The 25,715-nt window shown below is 46.1% G+C and carries 24 protein-coding genes; 6 read left to right on the forward strand and 18 right to left on the reverse strand.

The genetic code is table 11. The features are described from left to right. Positions 1–17 precede the first annotated feature (17 nt). The 9 genes from MHH76_RS17010 to MHH76_RS17050 form a co-directional block, all read right to left on the reverse strand. On the reverse strand, positions 18–749 hold the full coding sequence (locus MHH76_RS17010) for a (S)-benzoin forming benzil reductase (protein WP_020452804.1): 732 nt from the start codon (positions 747–749) through the stop codon (positions 18–20). A gap of 20 nt (positions 750–769) precedes the next feature. Next, positions 770–1,225: a hypothetical protein gene (locus MHH76_RS17015; protein WP_023856164.1), complete on the reverse strand. Its 456-nt coding sequence runs from the start codon at positions 1,223–1,225 to the stop codon at positions 770–772. 12 nt (positions 1,226–1,237) lie between these two features. Continuing rightward, entirely contained in the window at positions 1,238–1,726 is a 489-nt protein-coding gene (gene essA, locus MHH76_RS17020) for a type VII secretion protein EssA (protein WP_025809752.1), read from the reverse strand. Continuing rightward, positions 1,716–4,751: a type VII secretion protein EsaA gene (esaA, locus tag MHH76_RS17025; protein WP_025809754.1), complete on the reverse strand. Its 3,036-nt coding sequence runs from the start codon at positions 4,749–4,751 to the stop codon at positions 1,716–1,718. The genes essA and esaA overlap by 11 nt, the downstream gene beginning before the upstream one ends. Next, positions 4,748–9,232 (reverse strand): type VII secretion protein EssC, encoded by a 4,485-nt coding sequence (essC, locus tag MHH76_RS17030; RefSeq protein WP_025809756.1) that lies wholly within the window; start codon positions 9,230–9,232, stop codon positions 4,748–4,750. The genes esaA and essC overlap by 4 nt, the downstream gene beginning before the upstream one ends. 36 nt (positions 9,233–9,268) lie before the next feature. Next, positions 9,269–10,594 (reverse strand): type VII secretion protein EssB, encoded by a 1,326-nt coding sequence (gene essB, locus MHH76_RS17035; RefSeq protein ID WP_025809758.1) that lies wholly within the window; start codon positions 10,592–10,594, stop codon positions 9,269–9,271. 14 nt (positions 10,595–10,608) lie between these two features. Continuing rightward, a complete protein-coding gene (locus tag MHH76_RS17040; RefSeq protein ID WP_020452810.1) occupies positions 10,609–10,848 on the reverse strand; it encodes an EsaB/YukD family protein in 240 nt (79 codons plus the stop codon). 80 nt (positions 10,849–10,928) lie between these two features. After that, positions 10,929–11,225, reverse strand: a complete 297-nt coding sequence (locus MHH76_RS17045) for a WXG100 family type VII secretion target (RefSeq protein ID WP_003184900.1) — start codon at positions 11,223–11,225, stop codon at positions 10,929–10,931. A gap of 333 nt (positions 11,226–11,558) precedes the next feature. Continuing rightward, entirely contained in the window at positions 11,559–12,968 is a 1,410-nt protein-coding gene (locus MHH76_RS17050) for a sodium:alanine symporter family protein (RefSeq protein ID WP_023856169.1), read from the reverse strand. A gap of 182 nt (positions 12,969–13,150) precedes the next feature. On the opposite strand from MHH76_RS17050, the gene MHH76_RS17055 reads away from it, so the two are divergent. Beyond that, on the forward strand, positions 13,151–14,389 hold the full coding sequence (locus MHH76_RS17055; RefSeq protein ID WP_043054456.1) for a PucR family transcriptional regulator: 1,239 nt from the start codon (positions 13,151–13,153) through the stop codon (positions 14,387–14,389). A gap of 110 nt (positions 14,390–14,499) precedes the next feature. Continuing rightward, positions 14,500–15,639 (forward strand): alanine dehydrogenase, encoded by a 1,140-nt coding sequence (gene ald, locus MHH76_RS17060; protein ID WP_043054457.1) that lies wholly within the window; start codon positions 14,500–14,502, stop codon positions 15,637–15,639. A gap of 52 nt (positions 15,640–15,691) precedes the next feature. Here ald and MHH76_RS17065 read toward each other — a convergent pair whose 3' ends face one another. Together MHH76_RS17065 and MHH76_RS17070 are read right to left on the reverse strand one after the other, a co-directional pair. Then, positions 15,692–15,904, reverse strand: a complete 213-nt coding sequence (locus MHH76_RS17065; RefSeq protein ID WP_230368265.1) for a hypothetical protein — start codon at positions 15,902–15,904, stop codon at positions 15,692–15,694. 44 nt (positions 15,905–15,948) lie between these two features. Then, the gene (locus tag MHH76_RS17070; protein WP_035337616.1) at positions 15,949–16,542 is read right to left on the reverse strand and encodes a sulfite oxidase-like oxidoreductase; all 594 of its coding nucleotides are present in this window, start codon (positions 16,540–16,542) and stop codon (positions 15,949–15,951) included. A gap of 104 nt (positions 16,543–16,646) precedes the next feature. On the opposite strand from MHH76_RS17070, the gene MHH76_RS17075 reads away from it, so the two are divergent. Continuing rightward, entirely contained in the window at positions 16,647–17,243 is a 597-nt protein-coding gene (locus MHH76_RS17075) for a biotin transporter BioY (protein ID WP_020452815.1), read from the forward strand. 78 nt (positions 17,244–17,321) lie between these two features. Here MHH76_RS17075 and MHH76_RS17080 read toward each other — a convergent pair whose 3' ends face one another. Next, on the reverse strand, positions 17,322–18,650 hold the full coding sequence (locus MHH76_RS17080) for a Na+/H+ antiporter family protein (protein ID WP_025809768.1): 1,329 nt from the start codon (positions 18,648–18,650) through the stop codon (positions 17,322–17,324). A gap of 152 nt (positions 18,651–18,802) precedes the next feature. Continuing rightward, entirely contained in the window at positions 18,803–20,293 is a 1,491-nt protein-coding gene (locus MHH76_RS17085; RefSeq protein ID WP_020452817.1) for a leucyl aminopeptidase, read from the reverse strand. A gap of 165 nt (positions 20,294–20,458) precedes the next feature. On the opposite strand from MHH76_RS17085, the gene MHH76_RS17090 reads away from it, so the two are divergent. Further along, positions 20,459–20,935, forward strand: coding sequence for a divergent PAP2 family protein (locus MHH76_RS17090; protein ID WP_003184918.1), 477 nt, complete (start codon positions 20,459–20,461; stop codon positions 20,933–20,935). Positions 20,936–20,978: 43 nt separating this feature from the next. Here the strand turns inward: MHH76_RS17090 and MHH76_RS17095 are convergent, their stop codons facing one another. From MHH76_RS17095 to MHH76_RS17110, 4 genes are all read right to left on the reverse strand, one after another. Further along, positions 20,979–21,644 (reverse strand): 3D domain-containing protein, encoded by a 666-nt coding sequence (locus MHH76_RS17095; protein WP_023856175.1) that lies wholly within the window; start codon positions 21,642–21,644, stop codon positions 20,979–20,981. Positions 21,645–21,777: 133 nt separating this feature from the next. Continuing rightward, positions 21,778–22,098, reverse strand: a complete 321-nt coding sequence (locus MHH76_RS17100) for a YuiB family protein (RefSeq protein ID WP_025809770.1) — start codon at positions 22,096–22,098, stop codon at positions 21,778–21,780. A 74-nt stretch (positions 22,099–22,172) separates the two neighbouring features. Beyond that, positions 22,173–22,301 (reverse strand): YuiA family protein, encoded by a 129-nt coding sequence (locus tag MHH76_RS17105; protein ID WP_033155022.1) that lies wholly within the window; start codon positions 22,299–22,301, stop codon positions 22,173–22,175. A gap of 189 nt (positions 22,302–22,490) precedes the next feature. After that, positions 22,491–23,708: an NAD(P)/FAD-dependent oxidoreductase gene (locus MHH76_RS17110; protein ID WP_162157327.1), complete on the reverse strand. Its 1,218-nt coding sequence runs from the start codon at positions 23,706–23,708 to the stop codon at positions 22,491–22,493. A gap of 357 nt (positions 23,709–24,065) precedes the next feature. Between MHH76_RS17110 and yumC the strand changes: the two genes are divergently transcribed. After that, positions 24,066–25,064, forward strand: coding sequence for a ferredoxin--NADP reductase 2 (yumC, locus tag MHH76_RS17115; protein WP_020452821.1), 999 nt, complete (start codon positions 24,066–24,068; stop codon positions 25,062–25,064). A 34-nt stretch (positions 25,065–25,098) separates the two neighbouring features. Here the strand turns inward: yumC and MHH76_RS17120 are convergent, their stop codons facing one another. Beyond that, positions 25,099–25,299, reverse strand: a complete 201-nt coding sequence (locus MHH76_RS17120; RefSeq protein ID WP_020452822.1) for a hypothetical protein — start codon at positions 25,297–25,299, stop codon at positions 25,099–25,101. Between the two features lie 142 nt (positions 25,300–25,441). On the opposite strand from MHH76_RS17120, the gene MHH76_RS17125 reads away from it, so the two are divergent. Further along, positions 25,442–25,666, forward strand: a complete 225-nt coding sequence (locus MHH76_RS17125; RefSeq protein WP_020452823.1) for a cold-shock protein — start codon at positions 25,442–25,444, stop codon at positions 25,664–25,666. Positions 25,667–25,715 lie beyond the last annotated feature (49 nt).

Genomic DNA, 25,715 nt, shown 5'->3' on the forward strand with positions numbered 1-25,715 from the left:
GCTTGTTTTTTTATTTTTCACAAAAACTCTTTAATGTCATACACTCTGCCGTTTTCAAAGTCGGTCTCAAGCAGATCGAGCAGAACGCCGGCGACGTAAGGCGTGCTTCTCAGCTTTCCTTCTGTTTGATAGGTTTTGAATCGTTCAATTTCATGAAAGTCTTTTTTCGATGATGAACGTATTACCTCTTGCATGCCGGTATCCATGATCCCCGGTGAGAAAGAAATCATTTTCACCGGATCAGATTGATCTTCCTGTTCAAAGCCGAATGTTTTCGTGAACATATCGAGCCCCGCTTTTGAACTGCAGTAGGCGCTCCATCCTTTATAAGGGTTTTTGGCCGCACCTGATGATATATTGACAATCGATTTTTTACCTTTGTATGGCTTGAGCCATTTGGTAAACAGCTGGCTGAGAATCACCGGAGCTAACAAATTCAAGTCATAATGCAGCCTCAGCTCTTCCAGTTCAGCTTCACCGGCGCGCTTGATCGGCGTCACCATACCCGCATTGTTGATCAAGGTGATCGAAGTAAAATCGCGGGCTTGGACAGATTCTGTCAATTGCCGAAACCACTTTTCTGTTTCGACGAGCTGTGTCAGATCAGCCTCATGCCGGATCAGCCTCTCATGACTGACTTCAGACTTGGTCCTTGAGACAGCGTGAACAATATGGCCTTTTTGCAAAAGCCCTTCGGCAATCGCGGCGCCAAGCCCTTTTGACGCTCCGGTAACAATGGATAAATGCATACGGCGTCCCTCCTTATCCATTATTGTACTGATTCATCAGCCTGCTTCTCAAGTGCAGCGGTTTTCTGTTCCGGAAGAAACGCGGCGAGCACGTAAAAAACCGCCGTCAGTAAACTGAACCATTCGAACACAATCAGCTGGAGAGCTGCTCCAAAAACAAGCAGACCTTGCGTCCATGAACCGCATTTCCCTTTTAAAATGCGAATCAAAGCAAAGATCATGATGGCGAGTGCCACACCCGAGCCTAGCAAGCCATAACCGTAGTGGACAAAGTCCGCCATTGCCTGATCGTGTCCCTCCCTCATCGATGGGTATATCAGTAAAATGATGCCTAATGTGCAGATGACCACAATGTAATAGAAAATGGATTCTAATATGAGCAGCCCATGTACTGCCACAAGCATTAATAACCAAATCGACGCCAATGCAAAAGCTAACCATGCAGATAGCACCTTATAGAACCTCGGATTTTTCATTGTTGAGCGCTCCTATTTTTTCTGCTGCCCGCTGACTTTCGGAATCAAAAAGAACAGACCTGCGATGCATAAGAGGATCAGCAGACCGTATAAAATGGGCAGGAAGATGGATTGCCGACTTTCCGCAGCGTCATCTTCCCGTCCCGATAAGGACGGATTTGCCGAGAATGACAGGTCAAGCTGCTTCAGCTTTGACGCCACGGAATTGCTTTCATTCGTGAAGCTTCCGGACAGGCTTTTCAGCTTTTCGATGGCATCTTCTTTTTTCGAATCTGTAAATGAGAATTCCTTCAGTTCTTCTGGAATTGATATTTCTTCCTTGTATTCCGTCTCTTCTTCCTGAAGATAGTCCGTCTCGATTTTAATATCCTGCTTTTCATACTCGTTTGGCTTTACATCGACTTTATCGGTTTCCTCCGCCTTCACGAACGGAGTGAAAAGAAAGAAGGAGAGCATGACTGCCATGATCCCCTTCTTTCCCCATTTCGCATTAAGCATCATGGTCAGTCTCGCTTTCTTCTGTTCTTGATTTTGCAAAATCGATAATAAAAGGAACAGCAATCGCGATGATCGTGATTAAAATTAATGCTCCGATTCCGAGTGCAAACTGGCTTCCAGTTCCGTACTGAATCGACATATATACGGTTGATACCGGATTGTTAAAGCTGAAGTTCGGCATCGCCAAGTCAAGCAGCGGCGCTACATAGAACAGCACCATAGCGGCTGTTGCGATTCCGCCTGCGATCGATCCCAGCATAAACGCCGTCCGGATGATGGCTGAACTTGCGACCAGCAGCAAGATCGTAAAGACCGACCACATGACGGCCTGATCGTCTGCGAGTGAGTAAATGTTCAAACCGAACAGACTGATCATCAGTCCGACAATAATATTCAAAATGCCAAACAGCGCGCCTCTGACTAAGAGCGGAGCATTTTGATAATGGTGGCTGAAATATCCGATCAGCAAGCTGGAAAGCATCACAATCACGAGAATGACGACCGGCGGTACGTTTTGCGCTTTCGACTCTGGAACATCCCCGCTGATTTTCACCGGACTTGCCAGATGATCGTATACATATCCGTCGTTTCCTCCGAACGCATTGCCGAGAATGCCGTACACGTCTCCGCGGATCAGCTTTGTCGTCGCGACATTTTGGCCCCAGTTTGAATTCAGGGTATCCGCTTTTTTCTGAACATCGTTCACACTTTCCTGAATATTGCCCGTGTACTCGATGACGCCTGATTGCGTTTCCGACAAGGAACCGAGCATGTTAGACAGCTGCAAAATGTCATTTCCGAGCGTATCCTGCATGCTGATGACCATCGTTCCATCTGTCGCGTCTCCCTGCATGACCGCCGTTCCGGCGCCTTCCGGATTGCGCAGCTGTTCAGATACGGCATTTGCTCGTTCTGAAATCGTGCTGAGTTCATTCAGCACGTCAGTCTGCTTCTCACTAATGAAATCGCCGTAGCTTTTGACGAAATCGGTCATGTCTGTTGTGTAATTTTCAATGTCTTCATTTGTAGACAGCATATTATTTTTTAAATTGCTCCATTTTTCCGCTTCGGTTTCACCGATTTTAAGGACGGTATCCACGCTGTCTTTTTTCGCGGAGATGACATTGCTCTTAATTGAATAATCTACTGATCCGTATAGCGTTGTTCTATATACAGACAACGTATTATGATATCTGAGAAGGTCGCGGACATCTCTTGTATTGATTTTAGAAGCAAAAGCCTCTTTTAATGCTTCTTTTCTCTCAGTACCCATCGGGTAGCTTAATATTTCGTTTTCAAGTGTTTCGATTTGACTGTAAATCGTCTTAAAGTCTTCATTCTGGCTCTCTTCAAGCTTTGTAATTCGCCCGTTCAGCTTTTCGACATTTTGATTTAAGTCTTTAATCGTATTCGTTAATTCAGCGACTTTATCATCAAATTTTTCCAGCTGTTTTTTCAACTCTTCATTATGCGTTTCCTGTTTTTCGCGAAGATCTGTTTCCACCTTTTCAATTCTAGCGGCGGCTTCATTGAGCTGTGCTTTTAACTTGGTAATTTCGTCTTCAGGCTCGTCTCCCGGGTTCTCCGTTTGGCCGTCTTCGCCTGTTCCCTTATCGCCTGCATCATCTGCAGAAGTTGAACCGTCCTGCTGACCGATTTCCCCGGTTTCAGGAGAAGGTTCTTGACCCTGATTCGGCTCTCCGGCAGATGGTTCTTGATCTCCTGAACCGCCATCATTCCCTGAGGAATCCTTTAGCCCGTCCGATAATTCTTTAAGATCAGCCGCAATGTTCTTCAATTCATCTTGCTGTTCTTGAAGATCGATTTTTAAATCTTTCGGCTGTTCTTCGTCGTCATTTTGATCTTCATCATCGTTATCTTGATCATCACCAGGATTTGTGGTGCCTGGATCTTCCTGTGGAACGGTTAACACTGAGCGCCTCTCTATTAATTTAGGTTGAAGCACGCTCAGATTATAGCTTCTCGTTTGGGCCTGATAATCATCGATCAACTCATTCTGAATCCTGTCAATTCCGCTCATTTGTAACGGCACCTGATTTTCACGCGTCGTTTGCAGGTTTTGAAAAGAGTTCGCAGTCAGGCTGAATTGATTTTGCAAACCGTTGAATGAAGCGGCCATGCCGCTCATTTGTTCATTGAAACGGCTCGTTGCGCTGGACTGCTTTTCCTTAATCACCGTAAGGCCGTCTTGAATTTGCTTTTCACTGTCCGCTTGTGCAGCTTGAAGCAGTTCCGACTGCTTTTCTTGATATTGTTTGTACTGATTGACGTTGTCGACGAAGCTGTCCAGTTGTTTTTTGGATTCTTCGACGCCTGCGTTGCGCTCTTTTGATGTGCCTTCTGTTTCATTGATCGATTCTTTCAGTCTGTCGATCATCTCTTTTTGTCTTTCTACTTCGCCCGCTAAATTGTTGGAGCTCGGCTTGTAAAAATTGTACATCGCGTTTTGGAATTCTGATTCTTTGTTTACGATGCTGTCAAACTCTTTTCTGACCTTTTTGACTCCCTGTTTGACAAAGCGCCAATACAGGGAAGACATTTTTTTGCTCACCGTTTTTTGCGCGTCTTGAAGTTCGCGCTGGACTTTTTCCTTGTTGACGGCGTCAAGCTGGTCCTGAATTTTAAATTCCAGCTCCGCTTTTTGTGGACGCTCATGGTTGTAGCTTAAAATGTTTTGCGAAAAGTCCGACGGAATGTAGACAATCGCATCGTATTGCTTCTCCGAAAGTCCGCTTTCTGCTGCGCTCCGGTTGACGACCGTCCATTTATAGTCCGGACGGTCAACCAGGGAAGCCGAGATTTCGTTCCCCAGCAGCGCATCTTCATCAACGGTTCCGTCATCTTTCAAAATGCCGGTATCTTCATTGACGACAGCGATTTCCCTTGTCGCGTTCGATACCTTTTTCGTCGGGTTCTCACCGATGAAATGAAAGAACAAGACGGGCAGCAAGATGATCGTGACGAAGGCGCTGATAATTTTCAGCGTGCTTTTTTGTTGTTCCGTCATTTCGTTTTCTTCCTTTCTACGGCACATAAAGGAATTTGAATTTTCCTCTCTTTGCCGTTTTCAACGATATAGCCAAAGCCCGGGAGAATTTCCGGCTCCTGGCGTTCATATGGGAGCTGAATCAAATTCTGCTCGGATTTTTTCATCAATAGCATGGCGTGTCTGACCTGCTTGACTTCGCTTGTCAGCGAATCATAGCCTTTTGTGAACTCGCTGTGATTTCCGGCAGGTATAAAGTGGAAGCCTAAATGGGCGTATGACTTCATAAACATCGCCATTTTATCCTGAATAGATGCGTCGATCGTCTGCTGGAACCGTGAAAGTCCGTCGACGATAAAGACCATCGGTGAAAAATCAAGGTTGGCGATTTCGCCTTGTTTAACGGCTTCCAAATACATCGCTTCTCTTGTCCGGCAAATTTCTTCCGTCTCAGCCAGCCAGAGCATAATGTCGTCTTTTGTTTCAAGATAGCTGATTTGATCCTCTGTCGCATATTGAGAAAGCCCTCTGTCTATCGAATCAAACACGGCAATTTTTTTCGTGTCATGGTCAAGCAGGTGCTCGAGCATGATCTTGATGACGTTTGTTTTTCCGCGCTGCGTCTGACCCATGATGAGGCAGTGCTTATTTTTCTCAAGGTTAAAGTATACCGGTTCGACAGATTCTTCATCGAGTCCCATTGGAATAAGGCCTCTTTCAGGCTGAAGCGGATAATCTCTCACAAACTGCGTAACGGAAAGCTCCAGCGGCAGCATCGGCACAGGCGCCGGCTTTCTCATGCCTTCCGACCGTTCTGCGATCGCCTGAATGTCGGATTTGATCCGTTCAAACAGCTCGATATCATTGTCCGCTTCCACAGGCATAAACATTTGTGCGAAGTATTGGTTTTCTTTATTGATAATGACGCGTCCAGGGATCGGTTCAAGGCTGAATTCCGGCCTTCCGATGATCGAATATGCTTCAGACTGATCCATCAGGTAGTGGACAACCCTCGTTTTCAGGTTGTTCAAGAGCGACTGTCTGATCGCATTGACCCTTGTCGCGGTCAGGATTAAATAAATTCCAAGCGACTGGCCGTCGCGTGAAAACTGGATAAATTCGCTTTCAAGTTCATGCATTTCGTCTTTAATGATGTCAAAGTTGTCGACCGTTATGAAAATAAACGGCAGCTTTTCCTCATTCAGCGCATTGTACATCTTGATATGGCTGATTTCTTTTGCGCGGAAAAGATTTTTCCGGTGCTCGATTTCCGCCTTGATCCGGACCATGAATTTCTCGATTTTTCTCGTTTGGTCCATCAAGAAATAATCCGCGGTATGCGGAAGCCTTGCAAGCGGAAGCAGCGTTCCGTTGCCAAAGTCGAAAATGTAGTAATGCAATTCTTCCGGTGTATATTGTTCGGCAAAGCTCATCATGAACGTCGTAGCGGTCAGGGATTTTCCGTAGCCTGACGATCCGACGATGCCGATATTGCCGTCATCCATCATGCGATAGCTGATCGGCTCCTGGCTTTGCTTTTCAGGTTCATCGATATAAGCAAAGTTAAAGGCATCCGCTTCCTCAGACGGGTAGCGTGTTTTAGGTATGCGCTCTTCAAGAGGCGGCAGCCAAGGGCTCGGAAGCTTCTCGATTCCCATTTCCTCTTGAATCCGTTCAATTTGTTCGACGACTGCGGAAATTTCCGTTACGGCCTCTTTTTTCGCAGTATGATCGGCGTCAACGTCTGACAAAGGAATTAAACCGGTGTCTGTGACGATCGCCACTTCATCCTCTGTGCCGTAGCCGTCCTCCATGTAAGGGGCGCCGCTCCATGCAGACTGGAACAGTTCATACACCTCATTGTTGCCGACTTGCAAATAACCGCGGCCCGTTACCGTGATGGTAGCCGCATCCCCATTTTTAAGGATTTCTTTACTGTCATTCGCATCCTGAACCTTCAAGGCGACCTTGAATCTGGAGTTACTCCAAATCTGGTCGTCGATGATGCCGCCCGGTTTTTGCGTCGCCAAGATTAAGTGCACCCCGAGACTTCGGCCGATCCTTGCCGCGCTGACAAGCTCGCGGATAAATTCCGGTTCTTCGCTTTTCAGCTCGGCAAATTCGTCTGAAATTAAGAAAAGGTGCGGCATCGCCGTTTTCGCTTTTTTCTGTTTGTAAAGCTTTGTATAGTCATTGATATGGTTGACTTTATACTGATCAAAGAGCCGCTGCCTTTTCTTCAGCTCACTCTTAATGGACGCCAGCGCCCGGTTGCTGAAGTTCTTGCTGCCTTCAATGTTAGTAATCGTTCCGAGCAAATGCGGGATGTTCCGGAACGGCTGCGCCATTCCGCCCCCTTTGTAGTCGATTAACAAAAATGCGACTTCATGCGGGTGGAAGTGAACGGCCAAAGACAAAATATAAGTCTGCAAAAATTCACTTTTACCCGAACCGGTCGTTCCGGCAAGCAGCCCGTGGGGGCCGTGGGCTTTTTCGTGAAGATTTAAATGAACAATGTCGTCTTTTCCTTTATAGCCGATCGGTACGGCCAAAGATTTGGCCGATTCGCTTGCTAACCATTTTTGGCCAATACCGATGTCATCGACTTCCTTCACTTGGAACAGTTCGAGAAACGATACGGTATCAGGAATCGAATTCGTCATGCCCGTCTGGTGGTCAAGCGTTCTCAGCGTCCGGGAAAACAGTTCGTTGTCTTCCCTGTTGTGGTGATCCAGCTGAAACGGGATCTGTACGGCTTTCTTTTGCTTGATCAAAATGTCGCCTTCCTGTTCAGTAATATAACGAACAAGGGTATGAATGTTTTCGGACAGGCTTTCTTTCGTCTCTGCCGCCACGATTGTCGACACTCCGAGGTTTTTCTGCTTGCCTTCCAAATATTCTAAAATGACGTGTTCCGCGATGAGCTGCTGATTTGTGATGATAAACACAAAGTGCGGCTTATACAAAGTTTTCTTTTTGTTTTCATCTAAATCCCGTTCTCTCAAAATTTCATATATGCTTGAAAGGAGCTGATCTCTTGTCTGTTCGTTGTAAATAAACCCTTTCGCATAAATATGAGGCATCTGAAAATGCGGAAGCCACTTCATCCATTCCCATTCTTGATACTCGGCTTCGTCAAAAATAAAGACAAAGCGCAAATCATGATAGCTGTGGAAAAATGCGAGCTGGCCGACAAGCTGATGAATTTCATTTTTGACGACGGACAATTTTCCGACGACGCCCATCGGGCCTTCAGCAAGATTCACGGTGATCGGCGCATTTTTCAGTTCTCTGTAGACCTCTTCCATTTTTTGCGTTTGTTCAAGGAGATGGTCTGTATCGCGATTGGCCAAATCTCCGCCGTTCAAATTGATTTGGTATGAAGATGCAACATTTCCCGTTCCAAGGCGGATTTGCAGAAAATCGGCGCTTTCAATCGATTTTTCCCAAATCCGTCCGCTGATCTCCTTTGTTAAATACTTCATTCTCTCAAATGTAGGAAAATGGAAATCAAGGACGAACTTTTGCCTTTCTGCAAGTTCGTGCAGCTCTTTCTTTTTGTTTTCAAGGTAAAGGGTATAGACCCGCTCTCTTTTTTCTTCTCTTTTTTTACGCTGATTTTTGTCGCGGAAGTACTGCACGGTTGACGTAATCAGCGTCATCATAAACATCGCAAGGGAGACGATGATAAAGATTCCCCGCGGCTGAATGAGCGCCACGATCCCCATGACGAGCAGCATGACGATCGGAGGCAAAATCATCAGCCATAAGCCTCTGTTGTCTCCGTCGCTTTCCTGTGCCGGGAAGCTGAAGGATATCTTTTCATCCGGCAGATCGTAAATCATTCTCGGCGGCCTGCGGTATTGCGGATATTTATTTTTTGTCTCGGAGCTCGGCTTGAGAATGTTCTCCAAAGACGTATCATATTGTCCGAACCCCTCGATTTCCAAGAGGTCATCTTCAATGATGCGAAGAATATTCAGTCCAAATGCGATTTCGTCTCCATTTTGCACGGAGACCGAAGCGGACACTTCTTCTCCGTTCAAATAAATTTTGGCGCCATTCGGCAGGACATTCCATCGCCCGTCGAGGCGGATGAAGGAGAATGTACCTTTTTCTCCAAAGAATGAATCCGTTTCATTGAAATAAACATCCGCTTCTTGATCAAGGGAAGAAATGACGACTTCCTGTCTCTCTCCCAAATAGTAGGCGGGAACGCTGTCGGATTCTTCGGCTAAAAAAAGTGTCAGCTGTTCAGCGCCGCTTTGGACGGACGCCTTTCCGCCAAGCTTTAAAGAAGAAACAGTCTCCCCTCCCAGCTGCACGTTGAAAGCGTCTGAGTCCTTCTGCTTTTCCAGTACCACCGGGCCTTTTTCAAACGAAAAATGCTTGATCGTGACAGAATGTTTCAAATCCGGCCCGATGGTGAGCGTGCGGCTGTTCTGATCATCCAGTTTTATTTTTTGATAGTTTTTATGATAAAAAATCCATAACAGACTCATTTCCCCGCCTCCTGCCAACAACAGGTGTTTTCGCTTTTATTTATCATCTTTTTTCTTTTTGTCTTCCTTTTCTTTATTTTCTTTTTTCGCCTGCTCTTGCTCGGCTTTCTCCTTTTCAGCCTTTGCGGCTTCTACGTCCGCCTGGCTTTGCTCGGTGTTTGCCTGCTGGTTTTCATCAGTATTCTTCTGCTCTTTTTTATTTTGTTCCAATGTCTTATATAATTCGTCAAATTCCTTTTGCAGCGGCTCCAGGAGCTTTTCTCTCTCATCGCTCGACATTTGGTCATCCGCTTTTATTTCACTCATATATTTTGTGATTGCGTAGATAATTTGAAGGTCGTTTTCCAGTTTCCGGCCTGTCTCAAGAGCCCCCTTATTATCCCCCCGTCCGATCTGAATCCAGTAAAGGAAATTATTCGGATCGACTTGGAGCGTCAGGCTTTTTAAAGCATCTTCCTGCCAGTCCAATTCCTTCAATGCGCTCTCAACAAGCACATACGAATAAGCCAGCTGATATTGAACAGAATCAGGCATCTCGCCGGCATCATATTTATCAAGCGTACTGATGACTTTGCTGTACTGTTTATTTAAGAAGTAGCGGTTGCTTTCGATAAACGCCTGCTGTTTCGGTTGTGCAAAGAATAATGAGTAGAAGGAAAATAAAACAGCCGGTATTAAGCATAAAATAAGTCCTAACCCTATGTACCTTTGAATCTTCCATTTCTTTTTCGGAAGATGGACAAGCGTTTTTTCTTCGGCATCCAGTTCATCGATCTTCTTTTGAATGACGGCTTTCAAATCGCCGTACGTCCCGCTTGTGATGATGTCTTTTACCTGGTCTGAAAACTTGATGGTTTCGCTGTATTTTAAATACTCTTCAAAAGTAAACTGCCCATCGACAGCAAGCGCAGCGGCGGCTTTCACTTCATTGAAAAGTCTTTCTTCGTCGTGTTCATATGGCGGAATGCTTTCTTTCACTCCATAATGTAAAAATTTAGGTGTTAATCCTTTGTCAAAAACAATATTTTCAGGCGCAGCGATCAGGTGCAGCCTTTTAATTGAATGTTCTTCGACGGCTTTCACGAGCTGGTACGCAAAAAGCCATTTGCTTTTTTTATTTTTTCCTTTTATATAACGAAATTCTTTATATTCGGAAGGAGGCTGAATCAAAATTTGGACTTCATCATCGGTCATGACGGTTTCTTTATTAAAGGAAGGATCGACTTCTTTGATGACGTTTGCTTCCAAGCCGTTCACAAGATTGATCTTTTCTCTTTGAAAACGAAAGATATATGCACCGTCTTCTTTCGTCATGACGGCCTCTAATTGGTCTTCGAGATACGTTTTCTTTTTCTCTGCCATTCACCCAGATCCTTTCATAAAATTTCCAGGCGGTCACCTGTCGTAATTCCGCATTGCGATAATGTATATTCGCCTGAAAAAACGGCATCTTTATTTGTCACCCTTACCCAGTAGCCTTCCCGGGGAGGTACCGGTATGCTTTTGGCTTGCCACGCGATGTCGATTACCTTTTTAACAGAATGGTAATCTGACAGTCTGAGGTCAAAGGCGCTGCCGTCGTAATGTTTTAAATCGATGGTAATGTCAACATACACCAGTTCATCACCTCTCAATAGAAAAAGCGCCGTCATCTTCTTTTGAATTAGGCGCTTCTCTCATTCTTCTAATCTGTAAATTAGCCGCGGATTTGGCTAGCGATGTCTTGGTCAGTGCTTTCAAGAGTGTTAGCAGTCTGATGAAGTTGTTTAGAAACGTCGCTTAGAAGTTCAGCCATTTTAATAAAAGAAGGTCTTAGCTCTTGATATTGCTCTGAGAACGCACGGCTTGATTCACCTTCCCACATATCTTGAAGCTGGTTGATCATTTGATCAAGGCGCTGATTGACCTGTTCAGTCACATCTCCGCTTTCTTTTTGATATCTGTCAGCCATTTGCCGCAATTCAGCCGGCGTAACACGAATGATTCCTGACATATTCCTTATACCTCCTGCGCTATTCGCCCTAGATATGGGCTAAATAACTTATTTTTTTGAACGCTTTTATTATAAAAACAAGATTGAGGCACAGTCAAACAAATCTGTTGTTATTTTACAAAATGAGTCTAAAGGTTTATCATTCCTCTATTTCCACCCAGCAAAAATTATAGAAATCTAGTAAAATTATCTCAATTTTCTTCTCTCGTAACATTTGAATCAAATGACATGGTTCTGTGTACCCACTTGGGTCTGAACCGTTTCCATAGGATAAAGGAAGGATTGCATAAGCGCAAAAAAAGCCCGCCTCTAAGAGAGGCAGGCTTGTCTCGATCAGCCCGCTTTCAAGCCGGCTGATTTTTGTTTTTCCTTATTATAATGGTGCAAAAAGAAATCGTCAGTTTCCGCCCGAATGACTTTCCATAAGAGCACAAGGGCGATTAAGTTCGGGATCATCATTAATGCGTTCGCCATGTCGGCAAAAGCCCATACAGTATTGAGGCTTGCGACTGCACCGTAATATGCAGCGATGACATAAACGACACGGTAAACCGGCACCCATTTTAAACCAACTAAATATTCCAGACATTTTTCTCCATATACATACCAACCGACAATGGTTGAATAGCCGAAGAAAATAACTGAAAACGTCACAATGTATTTACCCGCGGCTCCGAGCGAAGAAGCAAACGCGGCGTTTGTCAGCGCGCCGGCGTCAAGCGATGTATCGTGGGCAACACCAGAAAGCAGACCGCCTGAAGGATCCCAAAATCCCGTAATAATGAGGACGAGCCCGGTCATTGTACATACGATCAATGTGACGATGAATGTTCCCGTCATCGCAACCAAAGCAGCCTTGACGGGGTGATCGGATTTCGCGTTTCCTGCGATCAAAGCAGCGGTACCAAGACCCGCTTCGTTTGAAAAGATTCCTTTCGACATGCCGTTTCTGATCGCCTCAGACACGACTACACCTGTAAAGCCCCCAGCGGCTGACACCGGATTGAAGGCGTGATAAAAAATCAGCTGGAACGCCGGAATGATTTGATCATAATGAAGGAAAATAATGATCAGTGAGCCGCCGATATAAAGAATCGCCATGACCGGCACGAAAATGCTCGCAACCGTGCTGACACGCTGAAAACCGCCGAAGATGATCGCGGCTGTCAATATCGCGAGCACAAGACCGATGATCCAGCCTGGAATTCCGAAGCTGTGTGTGACGACTTCCGAAATCGTGTTGGATTGGACGGAATCCCCGATTCCAAAAGAGGCAAGCACACCTGACAATGCAAATAAAACGGCAAGCGGCTTCCACTTCTTCCCGAGCCCTTTTTCGACATAGTACATCGGTCCGCCCGAATATTCGCCCCGCTCATTTTTGACGCGGTATTTCGTGGCGAGCAATGCTTCGCTGTATTTCGTAGCCATCCCTAAAAGACCGACGAGCCACATCCAAAACAAAGCCCCCGGACCTCCAACCGTAATCGCCGTGGCTACACCGGCAATATTCCCGTTTCCGATCGTTCCGGCAAGCGTCGTCATCAGCGCCTTGAAATTGCTGACATCACCGTCTGCTCCGGCTGATTCTTTCTCTTTCCCGAATGCAAGTTTGAATGCATATATCAATCTTTTAAATTGAAGCCCCCGCAGGATGAACGTCAAAAATAAACCGGTTCCCACAAGCAGAATGATGCCCGGGACTCCCCATAAAAAGCCGTTGATTTTCTCTAGAATCGCCAATGTTCCTACTCCTCTTATTTCAGAATAATTAAATTTGGTGTAATACATCGCTACGTTTATGAAAAATAATAAATCGCCAGCGACTTTTTTGTTGATTTTAACAAACAACTATATTCATAATAAAAGTAAGATGGGTATATGTCAAAATTTTTTCATGCAAACATAAAAGTAGGGGTTTTTTTATGAACAATCGAAACAATCCTTTTAAATATCAATATGACCGTTTAGAAGATGTGGCAGATCATATCAGCGAGGTGCTGGACTGTCCGATTACAATAGAAGACATCAACCACCGTCTCCTTGCTTACAGCACCCACAGCGACTACACGGACCCGGCGAGAACGTCAACGATCATCGGAAGACGCGTGCCGGAAAAGGTCATCAACAAGCTTTGGAAAGATGGAACGATTCCCGCCTTGATGAAAACCGACGAACCGATCAGGGTCGAGCAAATCGATGAAGTCGGCTTGTCGAGCCGCGTGGCGATATCAATCTGGAAAAACAGCGAGGTTATCGGTTTTATCTGGGCGCTGGAAAGCCAAAAAACGCTGTCGGAAAACGAGCTTCATCTTTTGAAGCTGGCTGCGGATTCCGTCAAAAACAAGCTGCTGCCTTATCAAGTCCGAAAAAGAAAAAATGAACAGCGCAGCCAGGAATTTTTCTGGAAGCTCTTGACCGGGCATATTTCGGAAGATCAGGAGATCTCCGACGGCTTTCATCAGCTTGGTATCGGGGTACCTTCAACTTACTCGGTCATCATCATCCGGCTGAAAGACGAAATCGAAGAAAAAACCGAAAAACAGCTCCACTACTTGCTGGAGACGACGCAGCAGGTGCAAATTCTTCTGGCTACAATCGATTATAATGAACTGATTGTCCTCGCTTCGCCAAAAACGGGGCAAAAGGGACAGCCGTTCAATGATTTAAAGCAATTTGCCGCGAATATACAAAAGCAGCTTGAAGAGCGCTATAAACTGAACAACTGCACGATTGCGATCGGCGGAATGTACAGCTTGATCACCCTTGTACACCAGTCTTATCAGGAAGCGCTCTCGGCGCTGAAGGTCAAGGAGCGTTTTCCCGAAGAAACAAGGCAGCTCGTCAGCTTTTCAGAACTCGGCATCTATCAGTATCTCGACGTGCTCAGCGAAAAACGGAAACACGCTAGCTATCCAAACTATTCTTTAATGCAGCTTGAAGCATATGACAAGGAGCACCACTCCAATCTTGTCGAGACGCTTGAGCAGTTTATCGAATGCGACAGCAACGTCAACACCGCCGCCAAAAAGCTGAACATTCACGTCAACACGCTGAACTACAGGCTGAAGCGCATCAGTAAAATCGCCGAAATCGATTTAAAAAACATCAATGAAAAATTTACGATTTATCTGGAAATCAAGCTTCGCAACATGCATTTGTGAAATTCCACAAATGCATGTTTTTTTATTTTTCGATTCAAACAAAGAAAATTCTAAAAAGTCAGTATAAACTAAAACAACAACATTTTTACAGAAAAAGGAGGAATGATGGGATGATTATCGGCGTACCGAAGGAAATCAAAAACAATGAAAACCGTGTTGCCTTGACTCCCGGTGCAGCTTCTCAACTGATCGCGGCAGGACACCACGTCATCATCGAAAAAGACGCGGGGGCTGGAAGCGGGTTTGAAAATGAAGATTACGTCTCAGTGGGAGCGGAGATCTCAGAACAGGCGAAAGCCGTCTGGGAAGCAGCTGATATGGTGATGAAAGTCAAAGAGCCGCTTCCTGAAGAATATCCGTATTTTAGAGAAGGGCTTATCTTGTTCACTTATCTGCATCTGGCCGCAGAGCCTTCCCTGGCTGAAGCATTAAAGCAAAAAGGCGTGACAGCCATTGCCTATGAAACGGTCAGCGACGGCCGCTCCCTTCCTTTACTGACGCCGATGTCAGAGGTAGCCGGGCGGATGGCCGCTCAAATCGGCGCCCAGTTCCTTGAAAAGCCGAAAGGCGGAAAAGGCATACTATTGGCCGGGGTACCAGGAGTCGCGCGCGGGAAAGTGACGATCATCGGCGGAGGCGTTGTCGGCACAAATGCGGCAAAAATCGCGGCGGGTCTGGGAGCTGACGTGACGATGATCGATTTAAGCGCGGAACGTCTGCGCCAGCTTGATGATCAATTCGGCAACCAAATCAAAACTTTGATGTCCAATCCGGTCAACATCGCTGATGCAGTCGCTGAAGCCGATCTCCTCATCTGCGCGGTGCTGATCCCGGGTGCCAAAGCGCCGACTTTAGTGACAGAAGAGATGGTCAAACAGATGAAACCGGGCTCGGTGATCGTTGACGTCGCAATCGATCAAGGCGGCATCGTCGAGACGGTGGATCACATCACAACCCACGACAATCCGACCTATGTCAAACACGGAATCGTCCATTACGCCGTTGCCAACATGCCCGGGGCCGTTCCGCGGACATCCACAGTCGCACTGACGAATGTAACAGTTCCGTACGCGCTTGAAATCGCAAATAAGGGCGCGGAAAAAGCGATACTTGATAACCGTGCGCTAAAAGCCGGCGTAAACACAGCAAACGGCCATATCACTTATGAAGCCGTAGCCAGAGACTTAAACTATGATTACGTTCCGGCAGAGCTTGCGATCGAAAATTCGTCGTCAGCCACCGGTGCATAGCATCAAAAAGACAGAGCCCCGGGAAACAGCTCCGAGACTCTGTCTTTTTCTTTTATTCCGTTTTCCGCCGATCCTGAATCAATTTTGCGGTAATCACAGAAACAGGGATCGCCGCAAACAGAACGATTCTCCACAGCGTCCTGTCTGAGGCATCGCCGGCTGCGGCAAACAGCGGCAAAACCGCCGCAGCTGTCAGCGCTAATAAAACAGCAAAAGCCTTTTTCTTGAATGATGCGATCAAAAGCCAAAAACATACGGTCAGCATGCAAAATATGAGCAGCTATACGAAAAACATTTCATCCTCCCCCGCTAATCAAAGCTGTACCTTTCTTCTTTCCAAGGATTTCCCCTCATATGGTACCCGTTTTTCTCCCAAAAGCCCGGATGGTTTTCCTTTGTAAACTGAATGCCCCTCAGCCATTTGGCGCTTTTCCAAAAATACAGATGCGGCATGACCGCTCTTAGCGGAAAACCGTGCTCCGGTGTGAGCGGGGCGCCGTTGTGGGAATGAGCCAAAAGAGACGAATCCTTTAAAAAGTCTTCGAGCGGAACATTCGTCGTCCAGCCTTCCTCTGCATGCAAGATGACAAATTTGGCTTCGGGAAGCGGCTTTACTCTTTCAGCGATCTCCTTTGTTTTGATCCCTTCCCAGACATTATCGAGCCTGGACCAGCCTGTTACACAATGAATATCATTGGACACTTCGCTCTGCGGCATGTCATGCAGATCATTCAAAGACAGCAGGAGCGGCTGTTCGACAAGTCCGTAGACTTGCAAATTCCATTTTGAGAGGTCTTTGTATTCCGGAACATCGCCTGCATGAAGAACAGGAAAAGATGTCGTGACATTTTGGTTTGGAGGCACCCTGTCGGACTTGTGCGGTTTTGTTTTTCCAAAAAACACGAAAGAACCCCCCTTTGTTAACTTTGTTTAAAAAGTGGTTGACAAACTATTTTACGATCTCTTACGATAAGGTTGTGTTGAATCACTGAGGAGGAACAAAGATCATGAATAAAAAGAAACTTCGCGCCGCTGATATGGCGCTTGTCGGAATGTTTGCCGCCCTCATGGGGATCGGCGCTAATATCACTTCGTTTGCCCCGTTTCTGCAAATCGGCGGTATTCCGCTTACGATGCAGCCTTTCTTCTGTCTGCTTGCCGGGCTTCTGCTCGGCCGCAAATTAGGTGCGCTATCCATGATCGTTTATGCGTTAGTCGGCTTTGTAGGCGCTCCTGTATTCGCTTCTTTTTCAGGCGGTATTTCCGTTCTTTTCAAAGGAAGCGCCGGATTTATTCTATCCTACATTCCTGCCGCATATGCCGCGGGCTGGATCACGGACAAAGTATCAGAACCGAGAACTGGCCACTTTTTCACAGCTTCATTGATCGGTACACTAATCATTTATCTGATTGGCGTCAATTATACGTATCTCGCGTTTTCAACTTGGCTCAATACACCGTTGTCTTATTCTGCCGTTTGGAAGATGATGACCTGGTTCTTCGTGAAAGACTTGGCATTCTCCGTTCTGCTCGCCGCGCTCGCCTCAAAGGTTTTCCGGGCGGTTCAAAAAGGCGCAGGCTTCAGAAGAAACCCGACCTATTAATTAAGAGCAGGCGGTGCGGTTCTCTTTTTATTTTAACAAACATAGAAAAAAATTCCCCTCAAAGTGAGGGGAATTTTTTTAAAGAACAATCGCCGCGATCCAGCCAAACAAAATCAGCGGAATATTATAAAAGATGAATGTCGGAACACAAGTATCCCAAATGTGGTGGTGCTGTCCGTCTGCATTTAAGCCTGATGTCGGGCCAAGCGTGCTGTCGCTCGCAGGTGAACCGGCGTCCCCGAGAGCCGCCGCCGTCCCGATAATAGCGATGGTCGCCATCGGACTGAAGCCAAGCTGCATGCAAAGCGGCACAAATATCGTTGCGATAATCGGAATCGTCGCAAATGATGAACCGATCCCCATTGTGATCAATAAACCGACAATCAGCATCAGCAATGCGCCGATCACTTGATTATTGCTGATGAAACCTGTTGACGCTTCAACAAGGGCTTTGACATCGCCCGTTTTCTCAAGCACATTGGCAAAACCGGCTGCGGCCAGCATCACAAATCCGATAAACGCCATCATGTTCATGCCGTTTGTGATCAATTCGTCCGCTTCGCCGCGCTTCATCGCTCCGCTTAAAAACAAGACCGCCAAACCGCTGAGCGCGCCGAAGATCATTCCGTCGACGTCTAAACTTTGAGACAAATAAAGCTGTACGCTTAGTGATACAGCGATGGCCAAAGCGGCAATCGAAAGGCTTTTTTTCGTATAAGCCGCCGATTTTTGACCGGCGATTTCCTTCATTTCGTACGTGCGCGGTTTGCGGTACACAAAAGCAGCAGCAGCCAAACCGGCAATCATCCCGGCGATCGGGATGATCATGGCGATCGGAATATCAGCCAATGTGACCGAAAGGCCGGCATCTTTCATATTGTCTTTCAAAATCCCCTGGAAAATCTGACCGAAGCCGACGGGAAGCAAAACATACGGAGCTGTCAATCCGAATGTCATCGCACACGCAATCAGGCGGCGGTCCACTTGCAGCTCATTCAAAATTTTCAATAGCGGCGGTATTAAAACAGGGATAAATGCGATATGAACCGGAACGATATTTTGAGACATACAAGAAATGATTAAAATCACGAAGACGATCAGCGCTTTTGAAAGGGTTTTGCGCCTTGTATCGCCTTCTTTGCCGATCAGCTTGACAGCAGCTTCAACCATGGCATCCGGAAGACCCGTTTTCGTCAAAGCGACCGCAAATGCGCCGAGGAGCGCGTAGCTGACAGCGACGGTTGCGTTCCCGCCGAGTCCTTCCGTGAATACGCTGACCGTCTGGCCGAGACCGAGACCGCCCGTCAGACCTCCTGCAAGAGCGCCCACAATCAAGGCAAGAACAACATTGACTCGCAGCAGGCTTAATATAAGCATGACAATAACAGCAATCACAACTGCATTCATATTTGAAACCTCCGAACAAACGCTTTAGTTTGCTAATGTAGTAGATAATTAAAGTAATGAACGTATATTACCACATGTTTTATGAATGCGTCAATGAGGCTCTTCTGTATTTTTCATAAAAAAAATCCCCTTCTGTCAAAGGGGATAAAAACCTACAATTGATCCGAAAACCGCTCGACAAACGTGACAAGCGTCCTTACCATCACGCCCGTTCCGCCTTTCGGTCCAAAGCATGAACTTTGAGATGTCGTTGCCGTTCCGGCGATGTCAAGGTGAACCCATGGCGTCCGCTCGGCGAATTCACCGAGGAACGTTCCGGCCATAATCGCATGGCCTTCCCTGCCCGGTGAATTGTTAAGATCGGCCATTTGGCTGTTTTTTACTCTTTTTTTGTCTTTTTCTGTAATCGGAAGCTGCCAAATCGCTTCTCCCGCTTCTTCAGCCGCCTGTCTCACCTGCTGATAAAGCGGATCATGATTTGTCATCGCGCCTGTCGTTTCCGTTCCCAAAGCTACGACGACACCTCCGGTCAGTGTCGCGACATCGATCAACACGGAGGCTCCGTGGTGCTTTGCATATGTCAGTCCGTCAGCGAGCGCCAGCCTTCCTTCGGCGTCCGTATTCAAGATCTCAATCGTCTTGCCGCTCAAGGAAACGATAACATCGTCCGGCTTCATTGCGCTTCCCGAAATCATGTTATCAGTCGATGGGATCACGGCAAGCACGTTTTGTTCCGGCCTTAATTCACCGATCGCTTCCATCGCTCCCAAAACGCTGGCGGCTCCGCCCATATCTGACTTCATGCCGACAATGCCGCTCTTCGTCTTAATCGAATAGCCGCCGGTATCAAACGTGATCCCTTTGCCGACTAAACCGATGACATCATCCCATGCTTCCTTTCCCTGATATTTTAAGACGATCATTTTCGGCGGCTCTTCTGATCCTTGGTTGACCGCGAGGAGACCGCCCATCCCGAGCTCTTCCATTTCAGCCTTTTCGAGAATTTCACATTCAAATTCGTATTTTGCTGCCAATTCAGCGGCGTATGACGCGAGATCCGCCGCTGTCAGCATGTTCCCCGGCATGTTCACGAGGGTTCTCGCCGAATTCGTCGCATTTCCGTACACCTGCCCGACATGCAGACTCGCCTGAATTTCCTTCAGGTCATGGTCTGTCAAAACATAGACGCTTTGCAGGCATTGATCAGGTACATTTGCTCTGTGCTTGTAATCCTGCACTTCATAGCATGACAGCATGCACGATTCAGCCAATGCATGCGCGGCGTCAGCGGCTGGTACCTCTTCAGATACGAAGCTGTCGAGCATGACGGTTAACTCCTGCTTTCGATCTTTGTGAATCTGCTGAACCGCTTCGGCAAAGCACTGTTTCGCATCCTCGAAGGTAAATTCCGCTTCACGGCCCAATCCGACGATATAGATGCGTTTGACTCCCTGAAGGGAAGGGGTAAATATTTTAGACACTTTCGTTTTTTTGGAAGATACATCCCCGTCTTTCAGCAGCTGAGAAAGTTGGCCGTCCAAAAGGCGGTCGATTTCTTCCGCCTTCCCGTACAGCTGGCTTTTTTTAAACAGTCCGATTAAAAGCGTTTCTTTTTTTTCGAAGTCTTTAAAGGCATAAAACATGCGTTCACAGCTCCTTATCAGCAAAGTGAGTAAAATTGAAACAACAATGTTATAATAGGAAAAACATTTTTTCCCGATGGGGTTTCATATTATATATTTTAGCAAATAACTGAGTGCTTTTTTGAATTCATCTCTATTTTCTTTATAGAAAGGATGTTCTGCAAAATGGAAATCCTCACAAACTTTCCTTTACTGGCGAGCTTTGCCGCGATCTTTTTCGCTCAGTTTATCAAGGTGCCCATTTACTTTGTCGTCTCGAAAAAATGGGATTGGCGGCTCGTCACAAGCACTGGCGGAATGCCGAGCTCACACTCAGCAGCCGTTACGGCGCTTTCAACCGGCGTGGCTCTTGATCACGGGATGGATTCTTCTTTGTTCGCCGTTTCCGCAATATTTGCCGTTATTACGATGTTTGATGCAACCGGAGTGAGAAGACATGCCGGAGAACAAGCAACAGTGATCAACCGGCTTGTCCGCGATTTTAACCGCTTTGTCAACGAAGCGAAAGATTTCCCTAAAAGCCATCAGGAAGAAAAACAGAAGAAGCTGAAGGAACTGCTCGGCCATCAGCCGATTGAAGTTTTTTTCGGCGGTTTGACCGGCATTGCCCTGACGCTGCTTCTCGATTACTTATTGATGTAGAGCAAAAAAACGTTTAAGACGCACAGGTCTTAAACGTTTTTTCTTATTCTTTCGCCATTTTATATTTTTGTCTGAATACTTGCATCGATTTATTTTCATTCAGTTTCAGGAGATCCTCTTCGGTAATGGTGCCGTTTCCTTTTTTAATGACATACACATCAAGTGTTTTTTTGCCCCACTCTTTATAAACATCTTCAACCGTCTCATAGTACAAATCAAGCCGGTTCCCTTTGATGGCTGATCCGGTGTCCGCAACAACGCCATAGCCGTAGTCCGGTATGAACAATATCGTGCCGATCGGAAAGACCGACGGGTCGGCAGCAACGGTTGAATATAAATCTCTTTTAACTTTGACTCCCGAATATGTAATCCCGTAATCTGGATGATGAGGCTGTTTTCCCGTCGATTCCGCCCCTGCTGTATATCCGGTCGCGGTGACTTTTTGCTTCGGATACTTGGTCCAGTCAAAGGCATCTTCAAGCGATTTCGGTTTGTTTTTAATTTGTTCTGCGGCAGACAGAGACGTTTTTTCCGCTTTTTCTTTCGGAAGTGATTTAAAGGTGAGCATCAGCTGTTTCAAGGACAGATCGCGTTCTTTCGCCCAGCTGGATATGTCCTGTGCTTCCACGCCTGAAACGGCAAAGAAGGTCGTCATAAAAGCAAAGACAAACAAAACTGTCATCAAGAAACGCCGGAACATTGTCATCACTTTTCTCAAATCTTCCACTCCTCTCACCATCTAGTTGTTTCCAAGCGGAAACAGAAATATTCAGATGGCGGAAAAATTTTAAGAAAAGTGAAAAAATTAAATTCAAAAAACCCTCTCCCTTGAAGAAGAAGGCTTAAAACATTTGATATCCCCTTTTTCGCAACGCTTTAATCGTAACACCCGACAACAGGGCTCCGGCCATTCCGCTGGCTAAAATGATGATATCGGCAGCTCCCAATGAAGCCACTCTGTCAAAAAGGCCGGAAAATGCCTCTCCCGGCGCCTCTACATAGCGAATCAGCTTTTCTTTATTCACAATGAAAAGGCATACAATTGGATAAATGACAGCCATGATCCATGACATCCTGAGCAGCATATTCAGCAGAAAACCGATGCCGAAAAACAGGACGAAAAATAAGACAACTGAAATAATGACAACTGGTAAACTAATCAAAGCCTCCACCCCCAATTCACCTCTTTTAGTGTACATTGGGGAAGGAACTTGAGTCAATCATTGGAAAGCGGCGATCAGCGGTCTTTTCCCGTTCCCTTGCAGTTGTTGCACGTTTCCGAACCACCGAGCAGAAGCTGAAAATAGCCTTTTCCCGAACAAAATGTACAGGTTGATTCAAGGCGATGGGTTGATGTCGTCTTCATTAGTTACTCACCTTTTTCTTAATTTTCTGATAATATATCATGAACATTGTCAATAATAAAGTCAGAAAATATAACAGATCATTTGATGTAAGCGCTTAAAAGCTAAGCTTTCTTCCTTTTTCTTTCGTTTTTGAAGTTTTTAACCCCGAATAAAAAGCCCGCAGCTTCCGCTGCAGGCTTCGATTCCGCTTAGAAAAATTTAAACTTGCCTTTTTTCAGAACAAGTCCCGGCCCGCCGATCAGGAACAGCGAGCGGTTGTCGATGATTTTTTTCATCATGGACGCCGTCGTTCCCGTCATCTTTCTCCCGAATGCGACGCCGATTGCATCATGTTCGCCGAGAGAAGCGACAGAGCCTTTATTATCGAATGAGAACGTTTCCGTTTCTTTGCCGTGAATCAGTGCGGCCAAATTGTTTGCGCACGTTTCGCCCTGCTGCATGGAAATCTGCGCAGTCGGCGGATAAGGCCTTTCGGTTTCTTCATTTATGATCAGCGAGCAGTCTCCGATTACAAATATATCATCATGGCCTTCAACGCGCAGATCAGGTTTTACCTTCACACGGCCGCGCATGTTTTCAAAGCCTGATTCTTCTATGATCGGGTTGCCGCGGACACCTGCGGCCCATACGACAGTGCCTGCTTTGATTTCTTCGGTCTGATCGTCTTTTCCACAGATGATTCCGTCAGGCGTGCATTCTTTCACCGCAGTGCCGATTTTGAATTCAACGCCTTTTCCTTCAAGGTAGTTGACCGCATAATCGACAAGCTCCGGATCAAAGCCCGGGAGAACGGACGGCGCGGCTTCCACGCATATTAAACGAACCTGCTGACGGTCGATATCGTATTCGCGGCACAGCTCAGGAATGCGGTTGCCCAATTCGCCCAAAAATTCAATGCCGGTAAAACCCGCTCCTCCGACAACGATCGTCAGGCGTTCCGGGCGCTTCTCGGCTTCTGTGTTATACGTCGCAAACTGATATTCAATGTGCTCGCGAAGCTGCCGGGACGAGTTGATGTTTGAAATGGAGAAAGCATACTCTTTCAATCCAGAAATTCCGAAAGTTTCAGGGACGGCCCCCAGCGCTACGACAAGATAGTCGTAACTAAGCTCGCCGGTTTCAAGGACGACTTTCTTTCCTTCTTTATCGATTTTCTTTACCGTATCCTGAACGAAATTGACACGGGATGTATTGATGACGTCTTTAATCTGATAGCGGCATCTGTCATGATGAAGCGTACCTGCGCTCGCTTCGTGCATCCAGGTTGTCTCATAATGATAATTGTGCTTGTTGACAAGCGTAACATCCGCTTCATTGACGCCGATTTTTTTAACAAGTTTCGTAACGGTCATTAATCCACCATAACCTGCACCTAATACTACTACTTTTGGCTTATTCAACGGAATCACATCCACCTTTTCTGTATTTTACTGCTAAGCCGGATTAAAAATAGCCTTTGGGTTATCTTCTGCCGGCTTCAGGCTTTTTATGAAAAAAAGTTTGTGAAACCCTTCACTTTAATTTGCCGAACAACGGAATGTTTTTCGGCTGTGCGTCGAAAAATATTCACGAATCTTTAACAAAATGTTCACAACTACATCATAGCCGCTCGCTTTTGCTTTTTCAAGATTAAATATGCTCGGGCGGCAGACTTTAGATCAGACGGTAATATTTTCCGATCTTAAAAAAACAGACGCGCTCGTATTTATTTTATGTGATATGATATAATTAAGAACAATTTTCATTTAGGGGGCATTATTTTCATGCGTGAAGACTCAAAAGTATATGACATTACAATTATCGGGGGCGGCCCTGTCGGCTTGTTTACCGCATTTTACGGCGGAATGCGGCAAGCGAGCGTCAAAATTATCGAAAGCCTGCCGCAGCTAGGCGGTCAGCTGTCCGCTTTGTATCCCGAAAAATACATATACGATGTAGCCGGGTTCCCTAAAATCCGCGCTCAGGAGCTGGTCGACAATTTGAAAGAGCAAATGGCGAAATTTGATCAGACCGTTTGTCTGGAACAAGCTGTCGAAAGCGTTGAAAAACAAGCAGACGGCATTTTCAAGCTCGTCACCAACAAAGAAATCCACTATTCTAAAACGGTGATTATTACTGCCGGAAACGGAGCATTCCAGCCGAGAAAGCTCGAGCTTGAATCTGCGGCTCAATACGAGAATGCAAACCTTCATTACTTTATAGATGATCTGAATCAATTTGCGGGCAAACGCGTTGCGGTGTTGGGCGGCGGCGACTCTGCCGTCGACTGGGCGCTCATGCTGGAACCGATTGCTAAAGAGGTGTCAATTATTCATCGCCGCGATAAATTCCGCGCACATGAACACAGCGTCGAAAACCTGCACAATTCAAAAGTCAATGTGCTGACACCGTTTGTTCCGACCGAACTGATCGGCGCCGAGCGGATTGAACAGATCGTCATCGAGGAAGTGAAAGGCGAGAGAAAAGAAATCATCGAAGTCGACGATGTGATCGTCAACTTCGGCTTTGTTTCATCTCTCGGACCAATCAAAAACTGGGGGCTTGAAATCGAGAAAAATTCGATCGTCGTCAAGTCCACAATGGAAACGAACATCGAGGGATTCTATGCAGCCGGCGACATCTGCACATACGAAGGAAAAGTCAAGCTGATTGCCAGCGGATTTGGAGAAGCACCGACCGCTGTCAACAATGCAAAAGCTTACATGGATCCTAAAGCGCGCGTACAGCCGCTGCACTCTACAAGCATGTTTGAAAACAAATAAAAATGAAAAGGAGCCTGACACCGGCTCCTTTTCATTATATGATATTCAAATATGAGAAGATCGTTCCCAAAATCAGCACAATCGTTAAGATACCGACCACTCCCGCCGCAGTCAAGACAATCCGGTCCGTAATTTTCTGTGCTTTTGGAAGCGGTTTTTCGCAGCCGCATGCTTCACAGACTTTTGAATCGTAAGGCGTAAGCCCGCCGCAGCTTCTGCAGTTGATTTTTTCCATGGTTGAACCCCTTTTCTTTACTGGGCTTGGACTCTAAATAAACCTGTCCAGTATAGAATAACAAATTGACGAATAGAATGTCTTAAGATTCACAAAATATTCTTAAATGAACTCCAAAAAACCCTTGTTAGGAAGTGACGATATGTCTTACTACAACAATCGCAATCAAGAGCCTTTGCCAAAGGAAGATATCAGTACGTGGGAATGTACCGCTGAGGACTGCAACGGATGGATGAGAAAAAATTTCACGAGCAGCGATCGCCCTCTATGCCCTCTGTGCAACAAGGAAATGGTAAGCGGAAGCCGCTATATCACCTCAATCACCAACAACACGAGCAATCTCAACCGAATCTTTAACCAGAAATAAACACGATTGTTCCGGAAGCCCCGTTGCAAAAACCTTGCTCAGCACTTGA

This window comes from Bacillus sp. FSL L8-0193 (genome assembly GCF_037976065.1).
GTDB lineage: Bacteria > Bacillota > Bacilli > Bacillales > Bacillaceae > Bacillus > Bacillus paralicheniformis.

Excerpts from the sequence above, each read along its gene's own strand:
- MHH76_RS17010 (WP_020452804.1), bottom strand. The coding sequence starts at position 749 with ATGCATTTATCCATTGTTACCGGAGCGTCAAAAGGGCTTGGCGCCGCG.
- MHH76_RS17015 (WP_023856164.1), bottom strand. The coding sequence starts at position 1,225 with ATGAAAAATCCGAGGTTCTATAAGGTGCTATCTGCATGGTTAGCTTTT.
- essA (WP_025809752.1), bottom strand. The coding sequence starts at position 1,726 with ATGATGCTTAATGCGAAATGGGGAAAGAAGGGGATCATGGCAGTCATG.
- esaA (WP_025809754.1), bottom strand. The coding sequence starts at position 4,751 with ATGACGGAACAACAAAAAAGCACGCTGAAAATTATCAGCGCCTTCGTC.
- essC (WP_025809756.1), bottom strand. The coding sequence starts at position 9,232 with ATGAGTCTGTTATGGATTTTTTATCATAAAAACTATCAAAAAATAAAA.
- essB (WP_025809758.1), bottom strand. The coding sequence starts at position 10,594 with ATGGCAGAGAAAAAGAAAACGTATCTCGAAGACCAATTAGAGGCCGTC.
- MHH76_RS17045 (WP_003184900.1), bottom strand. The coding sequence starts at position 11,225 with ATGTCAGGAATCATTCGTGTTACGCCGGCTGAATTGCGGCAAATGGCT.
- MHH76_RS17055 (WP_043054456.1), top strand. The coding sequence starts at position 13,151 with ATGAACAATCGAAACAATCCTTTTAAATATCAATATGACCGTTTAGAA.
- ald (WP_043054457.1), top strand. The coding sequence starts at position 14,500 with ATGATTATCGGCGTACCGAAGGAAATCAAAAACAATGAAAACCGTGTT.
- MHH76_RS17065 (WP_230368265.1), bottom strand. The coding sequence starts at position 15,904 with ATGCTGACCGTATGTTTTTGGCTTTTGATCGCATCATTCAAGAAAAAG.
- MHH76_RS17075 (WP_020452815.1), top strand. The coding sequence starts at position 16,647 with ATGAATAAAAAGAAACTTCGCGCCGCTGATATGGCGCTTGTCGGAATG.
- MHH76_RS17080 (WP_025809768.1), bottom strand. The coding sequence starts at position 18,650 with ATGAATGCAGTTGTGATTGCTGTTATTGTCATGCTTATATTAAGCCTG.
- MHH76_RS17085 (WP_020452817.1), bottom strand. The coding sequence starts at position 20,293 with ATGTTTTATGCCTTTAAAGACTTCGAAAAAAAAGAAACGCTTTTAATC.
- MHH76_RS17090 (WP_003184918.1), top strand. The coding sequence starts at position 20,459 with ATGGAAATCCTCACAAACTTTCCTTTACTGGCGAGCTTTGCCGCGATC.
- MHH76_RS17105 (WP_033155022.1), bottom strand. The coding sequence starts at position 22,301 with ATGAAGACGACATCAACCCATCGCCTTGAATCAACCTGTACATTTTGT.
- yumC (WP_020452821.1), top strand. The coding sequence starts at position 24,066 with ATGCGTGAAGACTCAAAAGTATATGACATTACAATTATCGGGGGCGGC.
- MHH76_RS17120 (WP_020452822.1), bottom strand. The coding sequence starts at position 25,299 with ATGGAAAAAATCAACTGCAGAAGCTGCGGCGGGCTTACGCCTTACGAT.
- MHH76_RS17125 (WP_020452823.1), top strand. The coding sequence starts at position 25,442 with ATGTCTTACTACAACAATCGCAATCAAGAGCCTTTGCCAAAGGAAGAT.